This is a genomic window from Streptomyces sp. NPDC016845 (assembly GCF_044332585.1).
Classification (GTDB): domain Bacteria; phylum Actinomycetota; class Actinomycetes; order Streptomycetales; family Streptomycetaceae; genus Streptomyces.
This window is the reverse complement of record NZ_JBIRPI010000017.1, coordinates 119,421-141,972: the sequence shown is the minus strand read 5'-3', so window position 1 is coordinate 141,972 and position 22,552 is coordinate 119,421. Positions and strand designations below refer to the sequence as shown.

Sequence of the window (22,552 nt, the reverse complement as noted above, 5' to 3'; positions counted from 1 at the left end):
CAGCAAGTAAGCGGACTTACTTGTTGATCTTGGTGACCTGGCCGGCGCCGACGGTCCGGCCACCCTCACGGATGGCGAACTTCAGGCCCTCTTCCATGGCGACGGGCTGGATGAGCTCAACGGTCATCTCAGTGTTGTCACCCGGCATGACCATCTCGGTGCCCTCGGGGAGGGTCACGACGCCGGTCACGTCCGTGGTACGGAAGTAGAACTGCGGGCGGTAGTTGTTGAAGAACGGGGTGTGACGGCCACCCTCGTCCTTCGACAGGATGTAGGCCTGGGCCTCGAACTCGGTGTGCGGCGTGACCGAACCGGGCTTGATGATGACCTGGCCGCGCTCGACGTCCTCGCGCTTGATGCCACGGAGGAGCAGACCGACGTTCTCACCGGCCTGGCCCTCGTCGAGCAGCTTGCGGAACATCTCGATGCCGGTGACCGTGGTGGTGGTCTTCTCCTGCTTGATGCCCACGATGTCAACGGTCTCGTTGACCTTGAGGACACCACGCTCGATACGGCCGGTGACGACCGTACCGCGACCGGTGATCGTGAAGACGTCCTCGATCGGCATGAGGAACGGCTTGTCGACGTCGCGCTCGGGCTGCGGGATGTTCTCGTCCACGGCCTTCATGAGCTCGAGGACCGAGTTGCCCCACTCCTTGTCGCCCTCGAGGGCCTTCAGAGCGGAGACCTTGACGACCGGCAGGTCGTCGCCCGGGAACTCGTACTCGGAGAGGAGCTCACGCACCTCGAGCTCGACGAGCTCCAGGATCTCCTCGTCGTCCACCATGTCGGCCTTGTTCAGGGCGACGACGATGTACGGAACGCCGACCTGGCGGGCCAGGAGCACGTGCTCCTTGGTCTGCGGCATCGGGCCGTCGGTAGCGGCGACCACGAGGATGGCGCCGTCCATCTGCGCGGCACCCGTGATCATGTTCTTGATGTAGTCCGCGTGACCGGGGCAGTCGACGTGCGCGTAGTGACGCGTCTCCGTCTGGTACTCGACGTGCGCGATCGAGATGGTGATACCGCGCTGGCGCTCCTCAGGAGCCTTGTCGATCTGGTCGAAGGCCGAGGCCTCGTTCAGGTCCGGGTACGCGTCGTGCAGCACCTTGGTAATGGCGGCCGTGAGGGTCGTCTTACCGTGGTCGATGTGACCGATGGTGCCGATGTTGACGTGCGGCTTAGTCCGCTCGAACTTCGCCTTCGCCACTGGGTCCTCCTGTGGAGTGGTTCTGTACGCCTTGCTTCATCGGCGCCAGGTGATCTTTGCTGGGAAGCCAACCGCCGGGGATCTTGCCTTGTGGGGTCGAACCCCGGCGGATGGTGTCAAGCCTAAAGCGTGAACTCGAGTGAGTTACTCGCCCTTGGCCTTCGCGATGATCTCCTCGGCGACGTTCCGCGGAACCTCGGCGTAGGAGTCGAACTGCATTGAGTAGCTTGCGCGACCCGACGTCTTGCTGCGGAGGTCTCCGACGTAGCCGAACATCTCCGAGAGGGGCACGAGGCCCTTCACGACGCGAGCGCCGCTGCGCTCCTCCATGGCCTGGATCTGGCCACGGCGGGAGTTGATGTCGCCGATGACGTCACCCATGTAGTCCTCGGGCGTGGTGACCTCTACGGCCATCATCGGCTCGAGCAGCACGGGCTTCGCCTGACGCGCGGCCTCCTTGAAGGCCTGCGAACCGGCGATCTTGAAGGCCAGCTCGGAGGAGTCGACCTCGTGGTAGGCACCGTCGAGAAGCGTGACGCGGACGCCCGTCATCTCGTAGCCGGCGAGGATGCCGAACTGCATGGCTTCCTGCGCACCCGCGTCCACCGACGGGATGTACTCCCGGGGGATGCGGCCACCGGTGACCTTGTTGACGAACTCGTACGACGCCTCGCCGCCCTCGATGGGCTCGATCGCGATCTGCACCTTGGCGAACTGACCGGTACCACCGGTCTGCTTCTTGTGGGTGAAGTCCACGCGCTCGACGGCCCGACGGATCGTCTCGCGGTACGCGACCTGCGGCTTGCCGACGTTCGCCTCGACGCGGAACTCGCGCTTCATGCGGTCGACGAGCACCTCGAGGTGAAGCTCGCCCATACCACCGATGATGGTCTGGCCGGTCTCCTCGTCCGAGTGAACCTGGAAGGAGGGGTCCTCCTCCGAGAGACGCTGGATGGCGACACCCAGCTTCTCCTGGTCACCCTTGGACTTCGGCTCGATGGCGACCTGGATGACAGGCGCCGGGAAGTCCATGGACTCCAGGATGACCTGCTGCTTGTCGTCACAGAGCGTCTCGCCCGTGGTGGTCTGCTTCAGACCCATGACGGCGACGATGTCACCGGCGCCCACCGACTCGATCTCCTCACGCTTGTTCGCGTGCATGCGGTAGATCTTGCCGATGCGCTCCTTCTTGCCCTTGACGGGGTTCAGCACCGCGGTGCCGGACTCCAGGCGGCCCGAGTAGACCCGGACGAAGGTGAGCTTGCCGAGGTGCGGGTCGCTCATGATCTTGAAGGCAAGAGCGGCCAGCGGCTCGTCGTCCGACGGCTTGCGCTTGACGACCAGCTCGGGGTCCTTCACGTCGTGGCCCTCGATGGCCTCGACGTCGAGCGGGGTCGGCAGGTAGCGCACGACGGCGTCGAGCAGGGGCTGAACGCCCTTGTTCTTGAACGCGGTGCCACAGAACACGGGGGTGACGGTGGTGTCGCCGCCCTTGCCGGAGGCGATGGTGATGCGACGCACGGCGGCGTGCAGCTGCTCCACGGTGGGCTCGGTGCCCTCCAGGAACAGCTCCATCATCTCCTCGTCGTTCTCCGCGACGGCCTCGAGCAGCTTGCCGCGGTACTCCTCGGCAGCCTCGGTGTGCGTGGCGGGGATGTCGACGATGTCGTAGGCCTCGCCCTTGGCGGCCTCGGCCGACCAGACGAACGCCTTCATCGTGACGAGGTCGACGACACCCTGGAAGTCGGCCTCGGCACCGATGGGCAGCTGCATGACGAGCGGGGTCGCACCGAGGCGGTCGACGATCATGTCGACGCAGCGGTGGAACTCGGCGCCCGTACGGTCCAGCTTGTTGACGAAGCAGATGCGCGGCACGCCGTAACGGTCGGCCTGACGCCACACCGTCTCGGACTGCGGCTCAACGCCGGCGACACCGTCGAACACCGTCACGGCACCATCGAGGACACGCAGGGAGCGCTCCACCTCGACGGTGAAGTCGACGTGCCCGGGGGTGTCGATGATGTTGATCGTGTAGTCGTCGTTCTCGAGCGGCCAGTGACAGGTGGTGGCAGCAGAGGTGATCGTGATGCCACGCTCCTGCTCCTGCTCCATCCAGTCCATCGTGGCAGCGCCGTCGTGGACCTCACCGATCTTGTACGAGACACCGGTGTAGAACAGGATCCGCTCGGTCGTCGTCGTCTTGCCCGCGTCGATGTGGGCCATGATCCCGATGTTGCGGACCTTGGCCAGGTCAAGTGAAGTGGTAGCCATAAGGCTTCAGTCTTCTCTCGGTCTCGATGTGGGTAGCGACTACCAGCGGTAGTGCGCGAAGGCCTTGTTGGACTCGGCCATCTTGTGCGTGTCCTCGCGCTTCTTGACGGCCGCACCGAGGCCGTTCGAGGCGTCGAGCAGCTCGTTCGTCAGACGCTCGGTCATCGTCTTCTCGCGACGGGCGCGGGAGTAGCCGACGAGCCAGCGGAGCGCGAGCGTGTTGGCGCGACCGGGCTTGACCTCGATCGGCACCTGGTAGGTGGCGCCACCGACACGGCGGGACTTGACCTCGAGGGTCGGCTTGATGTTCTCCAGCGCGCGCTTCAGCGTGATGACCGGGTCGTTGCCCGACTTCTCACGCAGACCCTCCATGGCGCCGTACACGATGCGCTCGGCGGTGGAGCGCTTGCCGTTCAGCAGCACCTTGTTGATGAGGGAGGTCACCAGAGGAGAACCGTAGACCGGGTCGATGATGACCGGGCGCTTCGGGGCGGGGCCCTTACGAGGCATTCTTACTTCTCCTTCTTGGCGCCGTAGCGGCTGCGGGCCTGCTTGCGGTTCTTGACACCCTGGGTGTCGAGAGAGCCGCGGATGATCTTGTAACGAACACCAGGCAGGTCCTTCACACGGCCGCCACGCACGAGCACGATGGAGTGCTCCTGCAGGTTGTGTCCCTCACCCGGAATGTAGGCCGTGACCTCGATGCCCGAGGTCAGACGCACACGCGCGACCTTACGGAGGGCCGAGTTCGGCTTCTTCGGGGTGGTCGTGAACACACGCGTGCAGACGCCACGGCGCTGGGGCGAACCCTCGAGCGCGGGCGTCTTGTTCTTCTCGACCTTGTCCTGCCGGCCCTTACGGACCAGCTGCTGGATCGTAGGCACTACTTCTCCGGTTTCTGTGTGCCGAATAGTAAAGCTAACCTGGAACGCCCTCCGACCCACGCGGTCGGGTGTGTCGAATACTGCAGAACCCCGCGACTGGGCGGGAGAGCGGCAGATTGCGGTGACCTTGATCAAAACCGTTGATCTGAACCAGACCGGTATCGATCCGGACTCGTCATGCGGCTGAAGACACGCACACGAGCCCAGGCACACCCCAGGCACAAGGTCTGAGCGTACCTACCTCATAGGCTGTGGTCAAAACAAATACCCCACAGCCAGGACACGCCGGGGCAGCTCAGGCGCCTCCGGAGCCCGCGGCGGCGATGACGACCGTGAGGAAGAACACCCAGAAGGCGACCGTCAGCCACCCGAGCACCAGCCCGGCCACGGCCATGCCGTCACCCTGCTCCCCGGTCCGCTTGATCTCTCCCCGCGCCATGTGGCCCAGGATCACCGCGGGAATCCCGGTGAGCCCCGCCGAGAAGAACGTCGACACGCCGCACACAAGCGCCCCGATCGCCTTCCCGTTGGTCGGCACGGGCAGCGGCGGCGCCGGCAGGAACGTCCGCGGCACGGGCGCCATCGTCTGCATCAGCTGCTGCTGCGGTACGGGCCCCTGCGGCAGATCCGCGACCAGCACCTGCAGCTCGCCCACGGTCCGCGCCTGATAGGCCCGCTCGACCCGCTTCTCGTACTCCCCCTGCGGCATCCGCCCCTCGGCGAACCCGGCGCGCAGCACATCGACGGCCCGCTCCCTGTCCGCGTGCGCCGCGAGCATCGACGGCTGCTGCCCCTGCTGCGGCCAGGGCGCCGGCTGCCACGAAGAATTCGACACGAGACCACTCCCCCGGGACCCGGACACTTACGTGCCCCCCATCATGCGCCAACACGCCGCAGGGCGGCCACCCACGAAATTCGTAGGTGACCGCCCTGCGGTTGGTTCAGGCGACTGCCCGCTTACTGGTTGTACGGACCGTAGTCGTAGTCCTCCAGCGGAACGGCCTGGCCGGAGCCGGTGCCGAACGGCGAGTAGTCGATGTCGTCGTAGCCGACGGCCGAGTACATCGCGGCCTTGGCCTCCTCGGTGGGCTCCACCCGGATGTTGCGGTAGCGGGACAGACCCGTACCGGCCGGGATGAGCTTACCGATGATGACGTTCTCCTTGAGGCCGATGAGGCTGTCGGACTTGGCGTTGATCGCCGCGTCCGTCAGGACTCGGGTCGTCTCCTGGAAGGAGGCGGCCGACAGCCAGGATTCCGTCGCCAGCGAGGCCTTGGTGATACCCATCAGCTGCGGACGGCCGGAGGCCGGGTGGCCACCCTCCGTCACGACCCGACGGTTCTCGGTCTCGAACTTCGAACGCTCGACGAGCTCGCCCGGCAGCAGCTCCGCGTCGCCGGACTCGATGATCGTCACACGGCGCAGCATCTGCCGGATGATGATCTCGATGTGCTTGTCGTGGATCGACACACCCTGCGAGTTGTAGACCTTCTGGACCTCGCCGACCAGGTGGACCTGGACGGCACGCTGGCCCAGAATGCGCAGCACGTCGTGCGGGTTGGTGGCACCCACGGTGAGCTTCTGGCCCACCTCGACGTGGTCGCCCTCGCCCACGAGCAGACGGGCACGCTTCGAGATCGGGAACGGGATCTCGTCGCTGCCGTCGTCGGGGGTGACGACGAGCTTCTTGGTCTTCTCGGTCTCCTCGATGCGGACACGGCCCGCGGACTCGGAGATCGGGGCGACACCCTTCGGCGTACGAGCCTCGAAGAGCTCGACGACACGGGGCAGACCCTGGGTGATGTCGTCACCGGCCACACCACCGGTGTGGAAGGTACGCATCGTCAGCTGGGTACCGGGCTCACCGATGGACTGGGCGGCGATGATGCCGACCGCCTCACCGATGTCGACCAGCTTGCCGGTGGCCAGCGAGCGGCCGTAGCAGTAGGCACAGGTGCCGACCGCCGACTCGCAGGTGAGCACCGAGCGGGTCTTGACGACCTCGACACCGTGCGCGACCAGCTGGTCGATGAGCACGTCACCCAGGTCGACGTTGGCCGGCGCGATGACCTTGCCGTCGACGACGATGTCCTCGGCGAGCATGCGGGCGTAGACGCTGGTCTCGACGTCGTCCGTCTTGCGCAGGACGCCGTCGGCGCCGCGCTCGGCGATCGCGAGCTTGAGGCCACGGTCGGTGCCGCAGTCCTCCTCGCGAATGATGACGTCCTGCGAGACGTCGACCAGACGACGGGTGAGGTAACCCGAGTCGGCCGTACGCAGAGCGGTGTCCGCCAGACCCTTACGAGCACCGTGGGTCGAGATGAAGTACTCGAGCACCGACAGGCCCTCGCGGAACGAAGCCTTGATCGGGCGCGGGATCGTCTCGTTCTTGGCGTTCGACACCAGACCACGCATACCGGCGATCTGACGCATCTGCATCATGTTTCCTCGGGCACCCGAGTCGACCATCATGAAGATGGGGTTGGTCTTCGGGAAGTTCGCGTTCATCGCCTCGGCAACCTCGTTGGTCGCCTTGGTCCAGATCGCGATGAGCTCCTGAGTGCGCTCTTCCTTCGTGATGAGACCGCGCTCGTACTGCTTCTGGACCTTCTCGTCCTGGGCCTCGTACCCCTTGACGATCTCGACCTTCGCCTCAGGGACGACGATGTCGGAGATGGCCACGGTGACGCCGGAACGGGTCGCCCAGAAGAAGCCGGACGCCTTCAGGTTGTCGAGCGTCGCCGCCACGATGACCTTGGGGTAGCGCTCGGCCAGGTCGTTGACGATCTCGGAGAGCTGCTTCTTGCCCACCGAGTAGTCGACGAACGGGTAGTCCTCGGGCAGCAGCTCGTTGAAGAGCGCGCGGCCCAGGGACGTACGGAGCCGGAAGCTGTCGCCCGGCTGGTACTCGGGCTCACCCTCCTCGACGGCCGGCGGGGTCCAGCCACGCGGCGGCATGGTGCCGACCGGGAAGCGGATGTCGACCTGCGACTGCAGCGCGAGCTCACCGGCGTCGAACGCCATGATCGCCTCGGCCGTGGAGCCGAACGAACGGCCCTCGCCCTTGGTGTCACGCAGCTCGCCGTCGGTGGTGAGGAAGAACAGACCGAGGACCATGTCCTGGGTCGGCATCGTCACCGGGCGGCCGTCGGCCGGCTTGAGGATGTTGTTCGAGGAGAGCATCAGGATGCGCGCCTCGGCCTGCGCCTCCGCGGAGAGCGGCAGGTGGACGGCCATCTGGTCACCGTCGAAGTCCGCGTTGAACGCGGTGCAGACGAGCGGGTGGATCTGGATGGCCTTGCCCTCGACCAGCTGCGGCTCGAAGGCCTGGATGCCGAGGCGGTGCAGCGTCGGCGCACGGTTCAGCAGAACCGGGTGCTCGGCGATGACCTCTTCCAGGACGTCGTACACGACCGTGCGGCCGCGCTCGACCATGCGCTTGGCGCTCTTGATGTTCTGCGCGTGGTTCAGGTCGACCAGGCGCTTCATCACGAACGGCTTGAAGAGCTCCAGCGCCATGGCCTTCGGGAGACCACACTGGTGCAGCTTCAGCTGCGGACCGACGACGATCACGGAACGCGCGGAGTAGTCCACACGCTTGCCGAGCAGGTTCTGACGGAAGCGACCCTGCTTGCCCTTGAGCATGTCGGAGAGCGACTTCAACGGACGGTTGCCGGGGCCCGTGACCGGGCGACCACGACGGCCGTTGTCGAAGAGCGCGTCGACGGCCTCCTGGAGCATGCGCTTCTCGTTGTTCACGATGATCTCGGGCGCGCCGAGGTCGAGAAGCCGCTTCAGGCGGTTGTTGCGGTTGATCACGCGGCGGTACAGGTCGTTCAGGTCGGAGGTCGCGAAGCGGCCACCGTCCAGCTGCACCATCGGACGCAGGTCCGGCGGGATGACCGGCACGCAGTCGAGCACCATGCCCTTGGGGCTGTTGCTGGTCTGCAGGAACGCGGAGACGACCTTGAGGCGCTTGAGCGCACGGGTCTTCTTCTGGCCCTTGCCGGTACGGATGATCTCGCGGAGGCGCTCGGCCTCCTCGTCGAGGTCGAAGGACTCCAGGCGCTTCTGCAGCGCCGCGGCACCCATCGAACCGTCGAAGTACGTGCCGAAACGGTCACGCAGCTCGCGGTAGAGCAGCTCGTCGCCCTCAAGGTCCTGGACCTTGAGGTTCTTGAAGCGCGACCAGACCTCGTCCAGACGGTCGATCTCGCGCTGCGCACGGTCGCGCAGCTGCTTCATCTCGCGCTCGGCACCCTCGCGCACCTTGCGGCGCACATCGGCCTTGGCACCCTCGGCCTCGAGCTCGGCCAGGTCGGTCTCGAGCTTCTTGGCGCGGGCCTCCAGGTCGGAGTCGCGGCGGTTCTCGACCTGCTGACGCTCGACCTGGACGTGCGCCTCAAGGGAGGGCAGGTCGCGGGTACGGCGCTCCTCGTCCACGTACGTGATCATGTACGCGGCGAAGTAGATGACCTTCTCGAGGTCCTTCGGGGCGAGGTCGAGCAGGTAGCCCAGACGCGACGGAACGCCCTTGAAGTACCAGATGTGCGTGACGGGAGCGGCGAGCTCGATGTGGCCCATCCGCTCACGGCGCACCTTGGCGCGGGTGACCTCGACGCCACAGCGCTCGCAGATGATGCCCTTGAAGCGGACACGCTTGTACTTGCCGCAGTAGCACTCCCAGTCCCGGGTGGGGCCGAAGATCTTCTCGCAGAAGAGCCCGTCCTTTTCCGGCTTGAGGGTGCGGTAGTTGATGGTCTCGGGCTTCTTGACCTCGCCGTGGCTCCACTGACGGATGTCGTCAGCGGTGGCCAGACCGATCCGGAGCTCATCGAAGAAGTTGACGTCGAGCACTATGCGTCAATCCCTCTCAGGGTTGTAAGTCTGTGGTCTGAAACGGGGGTCGCGGGGTCGGCGGGGGGCTCGTGGAGAGCCCCCCGCCGGACTCCCGTCAGACCTCTTCGACGCTGCTCGGCTCGCGCCGGGACAGGTCGATGCCGAGCTCTTCCGCAGCGCGGAAGACGTCCTCGTCGGTGTCGCGCATCTCGATGGACATGCCGTCCGAGGACAGCACCTCCACGTTGAGGCACAGGGACTGCATTTCCTTGATGAGGACCTTGAAGGACTCAGGAATGCCGGGCTCGGGGATGTTCTCGCCCTTGACGATGGCCTCGTAGACCTTCACGCGGCCGGTCACGTCGTCGGACTTGATCGTCAGCAGCTCCTGGAGGGCGTAAGCGGCGCCGTACGCCTCCAGCGCCCACACCTCCATCTCACCGAAGCGCTGGCCACCGAACTGGGCCTTACCACCCAGCGGCTGCTGGGTGATCATCGAGTACGGACCGGTCGACCGGGCGTGCAGCTTGTCGTCGACCAGGTGGTGGAGCTTGAGGATGTACATGTACCCGATGGAGATCGGGTCCGGGAACGGCTCACCGGAGCGGCCGTCGAACAGCCTCGCCTTACCGGTCGGCTGCACCATGCGCTCGCCGTCGCGGTTCGGGATCGTGTGCTGGAGCAGACCCGCCAGCTCGTCCTCACGCGCGCCGTCGAAGACGGGGGTGGCGACGTTGGTACCGGGGTCGACCTGGTCGGCGCCGATGACCTGGAGGCGCTGCGCCCACTCCTCGCCGAGCCCGGAGACGTCCCAGCCGCGGCTGGCGAGCCAGCCGAGGTGGATCTCCAGAACCTGTCCCGGGTTCATTCGGGACGGCACACCCAGCGGGTTCAGGATGATGTCGACCGGAGTCCCGTCCTCGAGGAACGGCATGTCCTCGATCGGAAGGATCTTCGAGATGACACCCTTGTTGCCGTGGCGGCCGGCGAGCTTGTCACCGTCCGTGATCTTGCGCTTCTGCGCCACGTAGACACGAACCAGCTGGTTCACGCCCGGCGGCAACTCGTCGCCCTCTTCACGGTCGAAGACGCGGACGCCGATGACCTTGCCGATCTCACCGTGCGGCACCTTCAGCGAGGTGTCGCGCACCTCGCGCGCCTTCTCACCGAAGATCGCGCGGAGCAGGCGCTCCTCCGGCGTCAGCTCGGTCTCACCCTTGGGCGTGACCTTGCCGACGAGGATGTCGCCGGCGACGACCTCGGCACCGATCCGGATGATGCCGCGCTCGTCGAGGTCGGCGAGGACCTCCTCGGAGACGTTCGGGATGTCCCGGGTGATCTCCTCCGGGCCGAGCTTGGTGTCACGGGCGTCGACCTCGTGCTCCTCGATGTGGATCGAGGAGAGGACGTCGTCCTGCACGAGGCGCTGCGACAGGATGATCGCGTCCTCGTAGTTGTGACCCTCCCACGGCATGAACGCGACCAGCAGGTTCTTGCCGAGCGCCATCTCGCCGTTCTCGGTGGCGGGACCGTCGGCCAGGACCTGGCCCTCGATCACGCGGGCGCCCTCGTCCACGACAACCTTCTGGTTGACCGAGGTGCCCTGGTTCGAGCGGGAGAACTTGTGCAGGCGGTACGTGGTGTACGTGCCGTCGTCGTTGGTGATGGTGATGTAGTCCGCGGAGACCTCCTGGACCACACCGTCCTTCTCGGCCTTGAGCACGTCGCCGGCGTCGGTGGCGCAGCGGTACTCCATGCCGGTGCCGACGAGCGGCGCCTCGCTCTTGATGAGCGGGACGGCCTGACGCATCATGTTCGCGCCCATGAGGGCACGGTTGGCGTCGTCGTGCTCGAGGAACGGGATCATGGCGGTCGCGACCGACACCATCTGGCGCGGCGAGACGTCCATGTAGTCGACGTCGTCACCGGGGACGTAGTCGACCTCGCCGCCACGACGGCGGACCAGGACGCGGGACTCCTCGAAGCGGAACTCGTCCGTCAGCGGCGCGTTGGCCTGCGCGATGACGAACCGGTCCTCCTCGTCCGCGGTCAGGTAGTCGACGTCGTCGCCGACGACGCCTTCGGTGACCTTGCGGTACGGGGTCTCGATGAAGCCGAACGCGTTGATCCGGCCGTACGAGGCGAGCGAGCCGATCAGACCGATGTTCGGTCCTTCGGGCGTCTCGATCGGGCACATGCGGCCGTAGTGCGACGGGTGCACGTCTCGGACCTCGAAGCCGGCCCGCTCACGGGAGAGACCACCCGGGCCCAGGGCGTTGAGACGACGCTTGTGCGTCAGGCCCGAGAGCGGGTTGTTCTGGTCCATGAACTGGGACAGCTGCGACGTACCGAAGAACTCCTTGATCGACGCCACGACCGGGCGAATGTTGATCAGAGTCTGCGGCGTGATCGCCTCGACGTCCTGGGTGGTCATGCGCTCGCGCACGACGCGCTCCATACGGGCGAGACCCGTACGGACCTGGTTCTGGATGAGCTCACCGACGTTACGGATACGGCGGTTGCCGAAGTGGTCGATGTCGTCGGTCTCGACGATGATCGAACGACCGGACTCGCCGATCGTCTCCACCTCACCGGCGTGCAGCTTCACCAGGTACTTGATCGTGGCGATGATGTCGTCGGTGGTGAGCACACCCGCGTCGAGGGGCTCGTCGGCGCCGAGCTTCTTGTTCACCTTGTAGCGGCCGACCTTCGCGAGGTCGTAGCGCTTCGGGTTGAAGTAGAGGTTCTCGAGCAGCGTCTGAGCGGCCTCGCGCGTGGGCGGCTCGCCCGGGCGGAGCTTGCGGTAGATGTCGAGCAGCGCGTCGTCCTGGCCCTGGGTGTGGTCCTTCTCCAGGGTGGCGCGCATGGACTCGTACTCGCCGAACTCCTCGAGGATCTGCTCGGTCGTCCAACCGAGCGCCTTGAGCAGGACGGTGACGGACTGCTTGCGCTTGCGGTCGATGCGGACACCGACCATGTCGCGCTTGTCGATCTCCATCTCGAGCCAGGCACCACGCGAGGGGATGACCTTGGCGGAGAAGATGTCCTTGTCGGACGTCTTGTCGATGGAGGAGTCGAAGTAGACACCCGGCGAACGGACCAGCTGCGACACGACGACACGCTCGGTGCCGTTGATGACGAAGGTGCCCTTGTTGGTCATGAGCGGGAAGTCGCCCATGAAGACCGTCTGGGACTTGATCTCGCCGGTCTCGTTGTTGGTGAACTCGGCGGTGACGAAGAGCGGGGCGGCGAACGTGAAGTCGCGCTCCTTGCACTCGTCGATCGAGTTCTTGGGAGGCTCGAAGCGGTGGTCGCGGAAGGTCAGAGACATCGACCCGGAGAAGTCCTCGATCGGAGAGATCTCCTCGAAGATCTCCTCCAGACCCGACTTCGTGGGGACGTTCTGTCCGCTTTCGAGAGCCGCCTCGACACGAGCCTTCCACGCGTCGTTGCCGAGCAGCCAGTCAAAGCTTTCGGTCTGCAGCGCAAGAAGGTTCGGAACCTCGAGGGGCTCCTTGATCTTTGCAAAGGAGATGCGCAGCGGGGCGGTGCTGGCGCCGTTGTTCGTATTCGCGGTCGAGGCGTTGCGCGAGGCGGCCAAGAGGGGGTCCTTCCGAGGGCTCGGACTCACTACGCGCGTACCGGTCCCAAGCCGGGCTGTGCGACCGATCCTCCCTGCCTCGGCCAAAAGGCCAGGTCAGGGCTGGTTCAGTCCACTGTGCTCAAGCGAGGGCATGCCCCTGGTGACGGGCAGGGAGCAGCTAACAGGCAGCGCAAAGGGACAGTGTAGCCAGAAGGCCCACTGATGTCCAGTGCGGGTTTTTTGACACCCTCGTTGTTCTCAACCGTTCACTGTCTGCGGCATGCCTTGTGCGCTGAGCGCACATCCTTACTGCCCTCTACGTCGCCGATCCATGCCTCGGAACCGGATCGGATGTGACGACGCGTCCTGAGAATTGCGCGCTGCGTGCGGTTCGTCAAGGCCCCCTCCTGGCCGAAGAGCATGGCCCCAGGCACGACGAAGATCACCATACTCCGCGCGAACGGCTGTGCAACGCACCGTCGACGGGCGAGCCAGAGACGCCGAAGGGCGACCACCCAGTTGGGTGATCGCCCTTCGGTACGTCAGCGTTACAGCCCGCTCAGGGGCAGTTCCGCGGAAGAGGAGTCAGCAGACTCGCGAGGTCACTTGACCTCGACGGAGGCGCCGGCAGCCTTGAGGGACTCGGCAGCCTTCTCGGCGGCCTCCTTGGCGACCTTCTCGAGGACCGGCTTCGGGGTGCCGTCGACGAGGTCCTTGGCCTCCTTCAGACCCAGCGAGGTCAGCTCACGCACGACCTTGATGACCTGGATCTTCTTCTCGCCGGCGCCCGTGAGGATGACGTCGAACTCGTCCTGCTCCTCAGCGGCCTCGGCCGGGGCGCCCGGGCCCGCGGGGCCGGCGACGGCGACGGCCGCGGCGGCGGTGACGTCGAACTTCTCCTCGAAGGCCTTCACGAACTCGGAGAGCTCGATGAGGGTCATCTCCTCGAACTGGGCGAGCAGGTCTTCCTGGCTGAGCTTCGCCATGATGGGCGATCCTTCCACTAATTCGGCTGGTGCCGGATGTACATGTGAGGCGGGCGTACGTTCGGCCCGCTACGACCTCTCGCCTATGCGGCGGAGGTCATGACGCGAGCCGAATTACTCGGCACCGCCCTGCTCGGCCTGCTTGGCACGAAGCGCCTCCGCGGTGCGGACGAACTTCGAGGGCAGCGCCTGGAAGAGCTGAGCAGTCTGCGTCTGCTTGCCCTTGAAGGCACCGGCCAGCTTGCTGAGCAGAACCTCGCGGGACTCGAGGTCCGCGAGCTTCTTGATCTCGTCGGCGGACAGCGCCTTGCCGTCAAGGACACCGCCCTTGATGACGAGGTTGGGGTTGTCCTTGGCGAAGTCACGAAGACCCTTCGCCGACTCCACCGGGTCACCGGTGACGAAGGCAACCGCCGTCGGACCCGTGAAAAGGTCGTCCAGCGTGTCGATCCCGGCCTCGTTGGCCGCGATCTTGGTCAGCGTGTTCTTCACCACGGCGTACTCGGAGTTCTCACCGAGGGAGCGGCGCAGCTGCTTGAGCTGGGCCACGGTGAGACCCCGGTACTCGGTCAGCACGGCGGCGTTCGAGCTGCGGAACTTGTCCGTGAGCTCGGCTACCGCGGCAGCCTTGTCGGGCGTCGGCATAAGCGTCGGCCTCCTTCCGGGTGATGAGGACCGCTCAAAAGGAGGCTGGGAAAACGAAACGCCCCGGCGCAGGCGCACGGGGCGTGAACTCGACCGGATCCCACAGAATCCGGGAGTACTTCCACAGTCACCTGCGCGGGTCGTCCGCAATAACAACGGATCCTTCGGCCACCGAACCCTCTTACGAGCGCACGGCAACGACCAGCGGTCTTTGGCTTCTGTAGAAGATTACGTCAAGGGGCGAGCGGCAGGCAAATCCGCTGTGGGGTCCGCTCAGACTCCGCTCAAACGCCGGTGTCCGCGCTCCCGCTCGCGGCGGCGCCGAGCTCCTTCAGCATCTTCATGAGGTCGTAGGTCTGGTTCGCGGGCGGGGTCTGGACCTTGACGGCCGCCCCGTAGTCCGAGAACTTCTCGGAGATCTCGACGGCGCCCTGGGCGCTGTCCATGGTGACGTCGAGCCGGACCGGCAGGTCGTCCTCGTTGACCCACAGCTCGGTGTCGTAGTCCTTGATGCCGGCCTTCTTGACGTTCTTCAGCAGCTCGTCCCGGTCGGCCTTGTCGAGGAGCTTCAGCGAGTCGTTCTTCGCCATCATCTCGTCGACGGTCAGCTTGCCCTTGTAGTGCTGCGTCTTGACGCCGTCGATCTGCGCGGAGCCGAGGTGCTTGAGGTTCGGCGAGTCGAGGAGGACCGCGATCTGCTGGGCCGGGTCCTGGTTCGCGCTCTCCAGGCTGCCGGTCATCTGGCGGCTGAGCGCCTCGTCGCCGGCGGAGTCCGCCACGGCGCCGAGGTCCATCTTCATCCAGCGCTTGCCGTCCATGTCCGCGGCGGCCTTGGCCCCCATGTCCATGTACATGACGTTGTCCTGCCAGACCATGCGGATGCTCTTGGGCATGTCCGCATCGCCCGCGGTGAACGCCGAGCCCGACATCGTCATATCCATGACGGTCGGGTCCCAGCCCATGGTGCCGCTCATCTTCATGGTGCCGCCGCCGGCGCCGAGCGCGGCCGGCGTCTTCATCACCATCTCGACCTTGGCGGACTTGGCGTCGACGGTCTTCTTGTACGCCGCCGTCAGCGCCTGCGTCACCTCCGCGTGCGACTGCGACACCTCGGAGGCCTTGTCACCGCTCTTGCCCGAGTCGTTTCCGCAGGCCACAGCGCCGGTACAGAGCAGCGCGGTAACGGCTGCGGCACCGACCGTACGTCGTACAGCAATCATCTCGATCCCACCCCTAGGAACACGTGTAATTAACACACTCATCGCACAGTAACTGACGCCTCGGACATCGGGGCGGTTTCATCGCCCCGGCCCTCCCCCGGTCATCACCCCGGCCACCGCCCCGGTCATCACCCGTCGCGCGCCACGTCCTCGAAGTCGACGGTGTCCCGCAGGGGCGGGCGCTCGGCGGCCGCGGAGGCGCCGTAGTCGCGGTAGTGGACCGTGCTCGTGAAGTCGCCCGAGCGCTGGGTGCGCCGCACGAGGAGGTGGCGGGCGTCGACCCAGACGTCGATGTGCTGCCCGCCGGACGTGCCCCGGTAGTGGCCCGTACGAGTGCCCCGTACGGTCTCCTCCCCGACGCGGCGGACGTCCTTCGCGGCGACGAGCGTTCTGAGCGCGTCGGCGGGGCTGAGGTCGCTCCCGGCGTCGTACGGGTGCCGGATCCAGTGCCGGCCGCTCTGGGAGTCGGCGAACGTGTCGGTCATCCGCGTGTAGTACGCGTCCGGCAGGAAGCGCGTCTGGGACGGGTCACCGCCCAACGCGCGCGTGGAGGCGGCCATGTCGCCGCCGGTGACGCGGACGGTGAGCGTGCCGCGTACGCCGTCGGACCAGCTGAGCGTGCCCGCGCTGTGCGAGGCGAGCCGGTCGCCGGTGTCCATCGTCGCCTCGACGCGGGCCGAGCCCGCCGCGGCGACCTTCTGCTGAGCCGTCCGCAGCGCGTCCACGGCGCCCCGGTCGGGCGCGTGCCCGCCGTCGCAGCCCGCGAGCAGCCCGCAGGCCGCGGTGGTGGCGAGCAGAAACCGTGGAACTCGTAGAACCCGGGGAACTCGTAGAACCCGTAGGTACGACATCTCTGTCTCCGCTCCCCCGGCCCGTACGGTCACCGCGACGCTAGCGCAGTGCCACGCGCGCGTGGGGCGGAAAAGAGGAACGGGCCCCGCACCTGGAGAGGTGCGGGGCCCGTTGCCGACTTCAGTTGAGCGTTGCAGCTCAGACCGCTGCCGGGTCCTCCTCGGTGAGGAGGTTGCGGGTGCGGTTCGGGTCGACCGGAACGCCGGGGCCGATCGTGGTGCTGATCGCGGCCTTCTTGATGTAGCGACCCTTGGCGGCGGACGGCTTCAGACGGAGGATCTCCTCCAGCGCGGCGCCGTAGTTCTCCACCAGCTTGGTGTCGTCGAAGGACGCCTTGCCGATGATGAAGTGCAGGTTCGAGTGCTTGTCGACGCGGAACTCGATCTTGCCACCCTTGATCTCGTTCACGGCCTTGGCCACGTCCGGGGTCACGGTGCCGGTCTTCGGGTTCGGCATGAGGCCACGGGGACCGAGCACGCGGCCGAGGCGGCCGACCTTGCCCATGAGGTCCGGCGTGGCGACGACGGCGTCGAACTCGTTCAGGCGGTTGCCCTTGGAGATCTCGTCGATGAGCTCGTCGGAGCCGACGATGTCGGCGCCGGCGGCCTCCGCGGCCGCAGCACGGTCACCGGTCGCGAAGACCAGGACCCGGGCGGTCTTGCCGGTGCCGTGCGGCAGGTTCACGGTGCCACGGACCATCTGGTCGGCCTTGCGCGGGTCAACGCCCAGGCGGAAGGCGACCTCGACGGTGCCGTCGAACTTCGACGTGGAGGTCTCCTTGGCGAGACGGACGGCCTCGAGCGGGGCGTAGAGCTTGTCCGCGTCGATCTTGGCGTCCGCAGCGCGGAGAGACTTGCTGCGCTTGCTCACTTACTGCTCCTGAGTTCTAGAGGAGTCGTGGTCCGGGCCGAGCAGGCCCTTCCACGGTGGTGCCTACGGGGTGAGGTCAGCCCTCGACCGTGATGCCCATGGAACGGGCGGTACCGGCGATGATCTTCGCGGCGGCGTCCAGGTCGTTGGCGTTGAGGTCGGCCATCTTGGTGGTGGCGATCTCGCGGACCTGCGCGTCGGTGATCTTCGCGACCTTGGTCTTGTGCGGCTCGCCGGAGCCCTTCTCGACACCAGCGGCCTTGAGGATCATCTTCGCGGCCGGCGGGGTCTTGGTGATGAAGGTGAAGGAGCGGTCCTCGTAGACCGTGATCTCCACCGGGATGACCCAGCCGCGCTGCGACTCGGTCGCGGCGTTGTAGGCCTTGCAGAACTCCATGATGTTCACGCCGTGCTGGCCCAGCGCGGGGCCGACCGGCGGAGCCGGGTTGGCGGCGCCGGCCTGGATCTGGAGCTTGATGAGCCCCGTGACCTTCTTCTTCTTGGGAGGCATGTGCTCTCTCTCCGGGTCTTAGTGAGAGTGTTCAGCCGCCACCCTTGCGAATGATCGTCCGGATCATCCGGATGGAGGCATACCGCACAACGATAACGGGTATTGATGCGCGGCTAAAAACCGAGCAGGTCAGACAGGCTTTTGCGAGCCCGTCTGACCTGTTCGGAAGCGGTGTGTCCAGAAGGAACCGGAAGGAACCGGAAGGAACCGGAAGGAACCGGAAGGAACCGGAAGGAACCAGTAGGTGCCGGAAGGAACCTGCCGGAACCGGTTGGTGCTAGTTCTGCTAGTTCTTCTGGATCTGGTCGAAGCTGAGCTCGACCGGGGTCTCACGGCCGAAGATCTCGACGAGACCCTTGACCTTCTTCGAGTCGGCGTTGATCTCGTTGATCGTGGCCTGGAGCGTGGCGAACGGGCCGTCGGTGACGGTGACCGAGTCGCCGACCTCGAAGTCGAGCACCTGGACCTCGACCTTGCGGGCCGGAGCCGGCTTGCCCTCGGCCTCGGCGGCCTCGCGGGCGGCCTTCTCCTCGGCCTCCGGGGCGAGCATCTTGACGATCTCGTCCAGGGTCAGCGGGTACGGGTCGTAGGCGTTGCCCACGAAGCCGGTGACGCCGGGGGTGTTGCGGACGACGCCCCAGGACTCGTTCGTCAGATCCATGCGGACGAGAACGTAACCGGGCAGCTTGTTCTGCCGGACGTTCTTGCGCTCGCCGTTCTTGATCTGGACGATCTCCTCTTCGGGGACCTCGGCCTGGTAGATGAACTCCTCGACGTTCAGCGAGACGGCACGCTGCTCGAGGTTGGCCTTCACGCGCTTCTCGTAGCCCGCGTAGGTGTGGATCACGTACCACTCGCCGGGCAGGCCGCGCAGCTCGTCACGGAGGGCGGCGACGGGGTCGACCGGCTCGGCGGGCTCGGCCGCCTCCTCCGCGTCGTCCTCGACATCGGCTTCGTCCTCGACGGCTTCGTCCTCGACGGCTTCGTCCTCGACATCGGCGTCGGCCTCGACGGCGTCGACAGCGTCGTCCTCGGTGTCGGTCTCGACGGCGTCGACAGCGTCGTCCTCGGTGACGGCCGCTTCCTCGGCGGGCTCACCGGCGGCGATGTCGGCAGCCTCGGCCTGGTCCGGCTCCGCGGCGTCCGCCGCCTCGACGATGTCGCGCTCGTCCTCAGCGGACTCGACGGGCTCGGTCGCCTCGTTCAGGTTCGGGTCAGACACGGTGGCTGCTTCTTCCTGGATACATAGGGGTGGAACATGCGAAAGGGGCGCCGGTCCCGGCGCCCTCCGCTGTCGGCTCAGCCGAAGACGTACTTGACGAGATGGCTGAACCCATAGTCAATCACGGTCACCAGGCCGATCATGATGACGACGAACACAATCACCACGGTGGTGTACGTGGTGAGCTGGTTGCGAGTCGGCCAGACGACCTTGCGGAGCTCCGCGACGATCTGGCGGTAGAAGAGAGCGAGGCGGCCGAAGGGGCCCTTCTTGCCGCGCTTGCCGCCCTTGCGGGCCTTCTTCTTGGACTCCGGCGCCTCATCCTGGGCATCAGGCATGTCGATGGAGCCCACGGCGTCCGTCACTCGTCCTCACCTGATTCCGGGTCGTGGCCGTGCCGCGCCCGGTTGAGCCGCACGGCGGTGCAATGCAGTACGTACAATCCGCACACATCCTGGCGAAGGAGTGTGAGCAGGGCCGGAGGGACTTGAACCCCCAACCGCTGGTTTTGGAGACCAGTGCTCTACCAATTGAGCTACGACCCTTTGTTTCCCCCAACGTACCGCATCCGCCCAGAAGCACGGAGTGCGCTTGGAAGGTGCGGCCGGTGAAGGCCAACGAGCAGTGAGTGTACGTGCTCCGCGGCGCTCCGTCGAACAGATGGGGAGGGTCAGTGGATCAAGAGCGGACGAGAAGTGGGCCGGACCGTCTTGGAAACCCGTGTGCCCGGCGGGTTTCGGGTCTGGAACGATGGGCCGCATGAGCGCTGCAACTCCTTCCTCGTCCGCAGGTTCCTCTCCTACCGAGCGCCGGGTCTCCGCCCGTGTCGGCTCCATCTCCGAGTCCGCGACCCTCGCCGTCGACGCCAAGGCCAAGGCCCTCAAGGCCGCCGGGCGCCCGGTGATCGGTTTCGGCGCCGGTGAGCCCGACTTCCCGACGCCGGACTACGTGGTCGAGGCCGCCATCGAGGCGTGCAAGAACCCGAAGTTCCACCGCTACACGCCGGCCGGCGGCCTGCCCGAGCTGAAGGCCGCGATCGCCGCGAAGACGCTGCGCGACTCCGGCTACGAGGTCGACGCCTCCCAGATCCTGGTGACCAACGGCGGCAAGCAGGCCATCTACCAGGCGTTCGCCGCGATCCTCGACCCGGGCGACGAGGTCATCGTGCCTGCCCCGTACTGGACGACGTACCCGGAGTCGATCCGGCTCGCGGGCGGTGTGCCGGTGGAGGTCGTGGCCGACGAGACGACCGGGTACCGCGTCTCCGTCGAGCAGCTGGAGGCCGCGCGCACCGAGCGCACGAAGGTCGTGCTCTTCGTCTCCCCGTCGAACCCGACGGGCGCCGTGTACAGCGAGGCCGACGCCGAGGCCATCGGCCGGTGGGCCGTCGAGCACGGCCTGTGGGTCATGACGGACGAGATCTACGAGCACCTCGTCTACGGGGACGCGAAGTTCACATCGCTGCCGGCGATCCTGCCCGAGCTGCGCGACAAGTGCATCGTGGTCAACGGGGTCGCGAAGACGTACGCGATGACCGGCTGGCGCGTGGGCTGGGTCATCGGCCCCAAGGACGTCGTGAAGGCCGCCACCAACCTCCAGTCGCACGCCACGTCGAACGTCTCCAACGTGGCGCAGGCGGCCGCGCTCGCCGCCGTCTCCGGTGACCTGACCGCCGTGGAGCAGATGCGCGAGGCCTTCGACCGGCGCCGCAAGACGATCGTGCGGATGCTCAACGAGATCGACGGCGTGGTCTGCCCGGAGCCCGAGGGCGCCTTCTACGCGTACCCGTCCGTGAAGGGGCTGCTCGGCAAGGAGATCCGCGGCAAGCGCCCGCAGGACTCCGTGGAGCTGGCCGCGCTCATCCTGGAGGAGGCCGAGGTCGCGGTGGTGCCGGGCGAGGCGTTCGGCACGCCGGGTTACCTGCGGCTCTCGTACGCGCTGGGCGACGAGGACCTCGTCGAGGGCGTCTCCCGCGTACAGAAGCTGCTGGCCGAGGCGCGGGACTGACTTCTTCGGAGTTTCCGAAGTCTTTGCACGCGCGCGTGGGCGGGCCGTTCCCCTAGGGGCGGCCCGCTTTTTCGTTCGGGTCCGTCGCCTCGCTCCGGTCCGTTTCTTCGTTCGGGGAGGGGCCCGAAAGAGGAAGGCGCTACCGGTCCGACGGATGTGTACGGCAGGATCTTGGGATGGAGCGTGTACGAGGTGACGGGCGACGTGACGGACGTGATGTACGTCAGTTGCCGAAGGCCCATCTGCATCTGCATTTCACCGGGTCGATGCGGCCCACGACCCTGCTGGAGCTGGCCGACAAGTACGGCGTGCGGCTGCCCGAGGCGCTGACCAGCGGGGAACCGCCGAAACTGCGGGCCACGGACGAGCGCGGCTGGTTCCGCTTCCAGCGGCTCTACGACGCGGCGCGCTCCTGCCTGCGGGCCCCCGAGGACATCCAGCGCCTGGTGCGGGAGGCCGCGGAGGAGGACATCGCGGACGGGTCCGGGTGGCTGGAGATCCAGGTCGACCCGACGTCGTACGCGCCCCGGCTCGGCGGCCTCATCGCGGCGATGGAGGTCATCCTCGACGCGGTGGACAGCGCCTCGCGCGAGACCGGGCTCGGGATGCGCGTCCTGGTCGCGGCCAACCGCATGAAGCACCCGCTGGACGCCCGCACGCTGGCGCGTCTGGCGGTGCGCTACGCGGACCGGGGCATCGTCGGGTTCGGGCTCTCCAACGACGAGCGGCGCGGCATGGCGCGCGATTTCGACCGGGCCTTCCACATCGCGCGCGAGGGCGGCCTGCTGTCCGCGCCGCACGGCGGCGAACTGACCGGCCCCGCGTCCGTCCGGGACTGCCTCGACGACCTCGACGCCACCCGCATCGGGCACGGGGTGCGGGCCGCCGAGGACCCGCGGCTTCTGAAGCGGCTCGCGGACCGTCAGGTGACCTGCGAGGTGTGCCCGGCCTCGAACGTCGCCCTCGGCGTCTACGAGAAGCCCGAGGACGTGCCCCTGCGCACCCTCTTCGAGGCCGGGGTGCCGATGGCGCTCGGCGCCGACGACCCCCTTCTCTTCGGCTCGCGCCTGGCCGCCCAGTACGACATCGCCCGCCGCCACCACGCCTTCTCCGACGTCGAACTGGCCGAGCTGGCACGCCAGTCGGTACGCGGCTCGGCGGCGCCCGAGGACATCAAGAAAACGCTGCTCAGCGGGGTGGAGGAGTGGCTGGCCGACTGAGCGTCACAGTCCCTGCGGGGGCGGGGTGATGCCCGAGGCCGGCATGGTGACGGCCATGGGGAGCAGGTCCTCCTCGAACATGGCCCCGCGCAGGTCCTCCCCCGCTGCCGTCCCCGGCATGGGCGGCACGGCCGCATCCTGTCGTCGCGACTGTCCCCACCAGCACCATGCTCACCGCGGACACGGCGGCACGGCGTGCCACCGCACGCATGAATGATCCCCCCTGAGACGG

Annotated in this window: 18 protein-coding genes and 1 tRNA gene; 2 read left to right on the top strand and 17 right to left on the bottom strand. The window is 66.7% G+C overall.

The window, feature by feature from the left end; translation table 11 throughout:
• Positions 1 to 16: 16 nt before the first annotated feature.
• The 16 genes from tuf to ACH4RC_RS30565 form a co-directional block, all read right to left on the bottom strand.
• Complete coding sequence (tuf, locus tag ACH4RC_RS30640) at positions 17 to 1,210, bottom strand: elongation factor Tu (RefSeq protein ID WP_398206661.1); 1,194 nt, start codon at positions 1,208 to 1,210, stop codon at positions 17 to 19.
• Positions 1,211 to 1,354: 144 nt separating this feature from the next.
• Complete coding sequence (gene fusA / locus ACH4RC_RS30635) at positions 1,355 to 3,481, bottom strand: elongation factor G (RefSeq protein WP_398206659.1); 2,127 nt, start codon at positions 3,479 to 3,481, stop codon at positions 1,355 to 1,357.
• A gap of 39 nt (positions 3,482 to 3,520) precedes the next feature.
• Complete coding sequence (gene rpsG / locus ACH4RC_RS30630; protein WP_119286186.1) at positions 3,521 to 3,991, bottom strand: 30S ribosomal protein S7; 471 nt, start codon at positions 3,989 to 3,991, stop codon at positions 3,521 to 3,523.
• A 2-nt stretch (positions 3,992 to 3,993) separates the two neighbouring features.
• Positions 3,994 to 4,365: a 30S ribosomal protein S12 gene (rpsL, locus tag ACH4RC_RS30625; RefSeq protein WP_003948652.1), complete on the bottom strand. Its 372-nt coding sequence runs from the start codon at positions 4,363 to 4,365 to the stop codon at positions 3,994 to 3,996.
• A gap of 295 nt (positions 4,366 to 4,660) precedes the next feature.
• Positions 4,661 to 5,143 (bottom strand): DUF1707 and DUF4190 domain-containing protein, encoded by a 483-nt coding sequence (locus tag ACH4RC_RS30620; protein ID WP_398206717.1) that lies wholly within the window; start codon positions 5,141 to 5,143, stop codon positions 4,661 to 4,663.
• A gap of 179 nt (positions 5,144 to 5,322) precedes the next feature.
• A complete protein-coding gene (locus tag ACH4RC_RS30615) occupies positions 5,323 to 9,222 on the bottom strand; it encodes a DNA-directed RNA polymerase subunit beta' (RefSeq protein WP_398206658.1) in 3,900 nt (1,299 codons plus the stop codon).
• A gap of 97 nt (positions 9,223 to 9,319) precedes the next feature.
• Positions 9,320 to 12,805, bottom strand: a complete 3,486-nt coding sequence (gene rpoB / locus ACH4RC_RS30610) for a DNA-directed RNA polymerase subunit beta (protein ID WP_398206656.1) — start codon at positions 12,803 to 12,805, stop codon at positions 9,320 to 9,322.
• A gap of 584 nt (positions 12,806 to 13,389) precedes the next feature.
• Positions 13,390 to 13,773: a 50S ribosomal protein L7/L12 gene (rplL, locus tag ACH4RC_RS30605; protein ID WP_398206654.1), complete on the bottom strand. Its 384-nt coding sequence runs from the start codon at positions 13,771 to 13,773 to the stop codon at positions 13,390 to 13,392.
• Between the two features lie 114 nt (positions 13,774 to 13,887).
• Complete coding sequence (rplJ, locus tag ACH4RC_RS30600) at positions 13,888 to 14,418, bottom strand: 50S ribosomal protein L10 (protein ID WP_398206652.1); 531 nt, start codon at positions 14,416 to 14,418, stop codon at positions 13,888 to 13,890.
• A 284-nt stretch (positions 14,419 to 14,702) separates the two neighbouring features.
• The gene (locus tag ACH4RC_RS30595; protein WP_398206650.1) at positions 14,703 to 15,638 is read right to left on the bottom strand and encodes a hypothetical protein; all 936 of its coding nucleotides are present in this window, start codon (positions 15,636 to 15,638) and stop codon (positions 14,703 to 14,705) included.
• A 128-nt stretch (positions 15,639 to 15,766) separates the two neighbouring features.
• The gene (locus tag ACH4RC_RS30590; protein WP_398206649.1) at positions 15,767 to 16,489 is read right to left on the bottom strand and encodes a hypothetical protein; all 723 of its coding nucleotides are present in this window, start codon (positions 16,487 to 16,489) and stop codon (positions 15,767 to 15,769) included.
• Between the two features lie 139 nt (positions 16,490 to 16,628).
• Positions 16,629 to 17,360, bottom strand: a complete 732-nt coding sequence (gene rplA / locus ACH4RC_RS30585; protein WP_398206647.1) for a 50S ribosomal protein L1 — start codon at positions 17,358 to 17,360, stop codon at positions 16,629 to 16,631.
• 76 nt (positions 17,361 to 17,436) lie between these two features.
• Positions 17,437 to 17,871 carry a 50S ribosomal protein L11 gene (gene rplK, locus ACH4RC_RS30580; RefSeq protein ID WP_398206645.1) on the bottom strand — a complete coding sequence of 145 codons (435 nt, stop codon included), beginning with the start codon at positions 17,869 to 17,871 and terminating at the stop codon, positions 17,437 to 17,439.
• 286 nt (positions 17,872 to 18,157) lie between these two features.
• Positions 18,158 to 19,093: a transcription termination/antitermination protein NusG gene (gene nusG, locus ACH4RC_RS30575; RefSeq protein WP_398206643.1), complete on the bottom strand. Its 936-nt coding sequence runs from the start codon at positions 19,091 to 19,093 to the stop codon at positions 18,158 to 18,160.
• 77 nt (positions 19,094 to 19,170) lie between these two features.
• Positions 19,171 to 19,458 (bottom strand): preprotein translocase subunit SecE, encoded by a 288-nt coding sequence (secE, locus tag ACH4RC_RS30570; protein ID WP_394433386.1) that lies wholly within the window; start codon positions 19,456 to 19,458, stop codon positions 19,171 to 19,173.
• A 107-nt stretch (positions 19,459 to 19,565) separates the two neighbouring features.
• A tRNA-Trp gene (locus ACH4RC_RS30565) sits at positions 19,566 to 19,638 on the bottom strand.
• A 214-nt stretch (positions 19,639 to 19,852) separates the two neighbouring features.
• On the opposite strand from ACH4RC_RS30565, the gene ACH4RC_RS30560 reads away from it, so the two are divergent.
• The gene (locus tag ACH4RC_RS30560; protein ID WP_398206641.1) at positions 19,853 to 21,100 is read left to right on the top strand and encodes a pyridoxal phosphate-dependent aminotransferase; all 1,248 of its coding nucleotides are present in this window, start codon (positions 19,853 to 19,855) and stop codon (positions 21,098 to 21,100) included.
• A gap of 176 nt (positions 21,101 to 21,276) precedes the next feature.
• Positions 21,277 to 22,320 (top strand): adenosine deaminase, encoded by a 1,044-nt coding sequence (locus ACH4RC_RS30555; RefSeq protein WP_398206640.1) that lies wholly within the window; start codon positions 21,277 to 21,279, stop codon positions 22,318 to 22,320.
• A 3-nt stretch (positions 22,321 to 22,323) separates the two neighbouring features.
• Here the strand turns inward: ACH4RC_RS30555 and ACH4RC_RS30550 are convergent, their stop codons facing one another.
• Positions 22,324 to 22,449 carry a hypothetical protein gene (locus ACH4RC_RS30550; RefSeq protein WP_398206638.1) on the bottom strand — a complete coding sequence of 42 codons (126 nt, stop codon included), beginning with the start codon at positions 22,447 to 22,449 and terminating at the stop codon, positions 22,324 to 22,326.
• Positions 22,450 to 22,552: the final 103 nt, after the last annotated feature.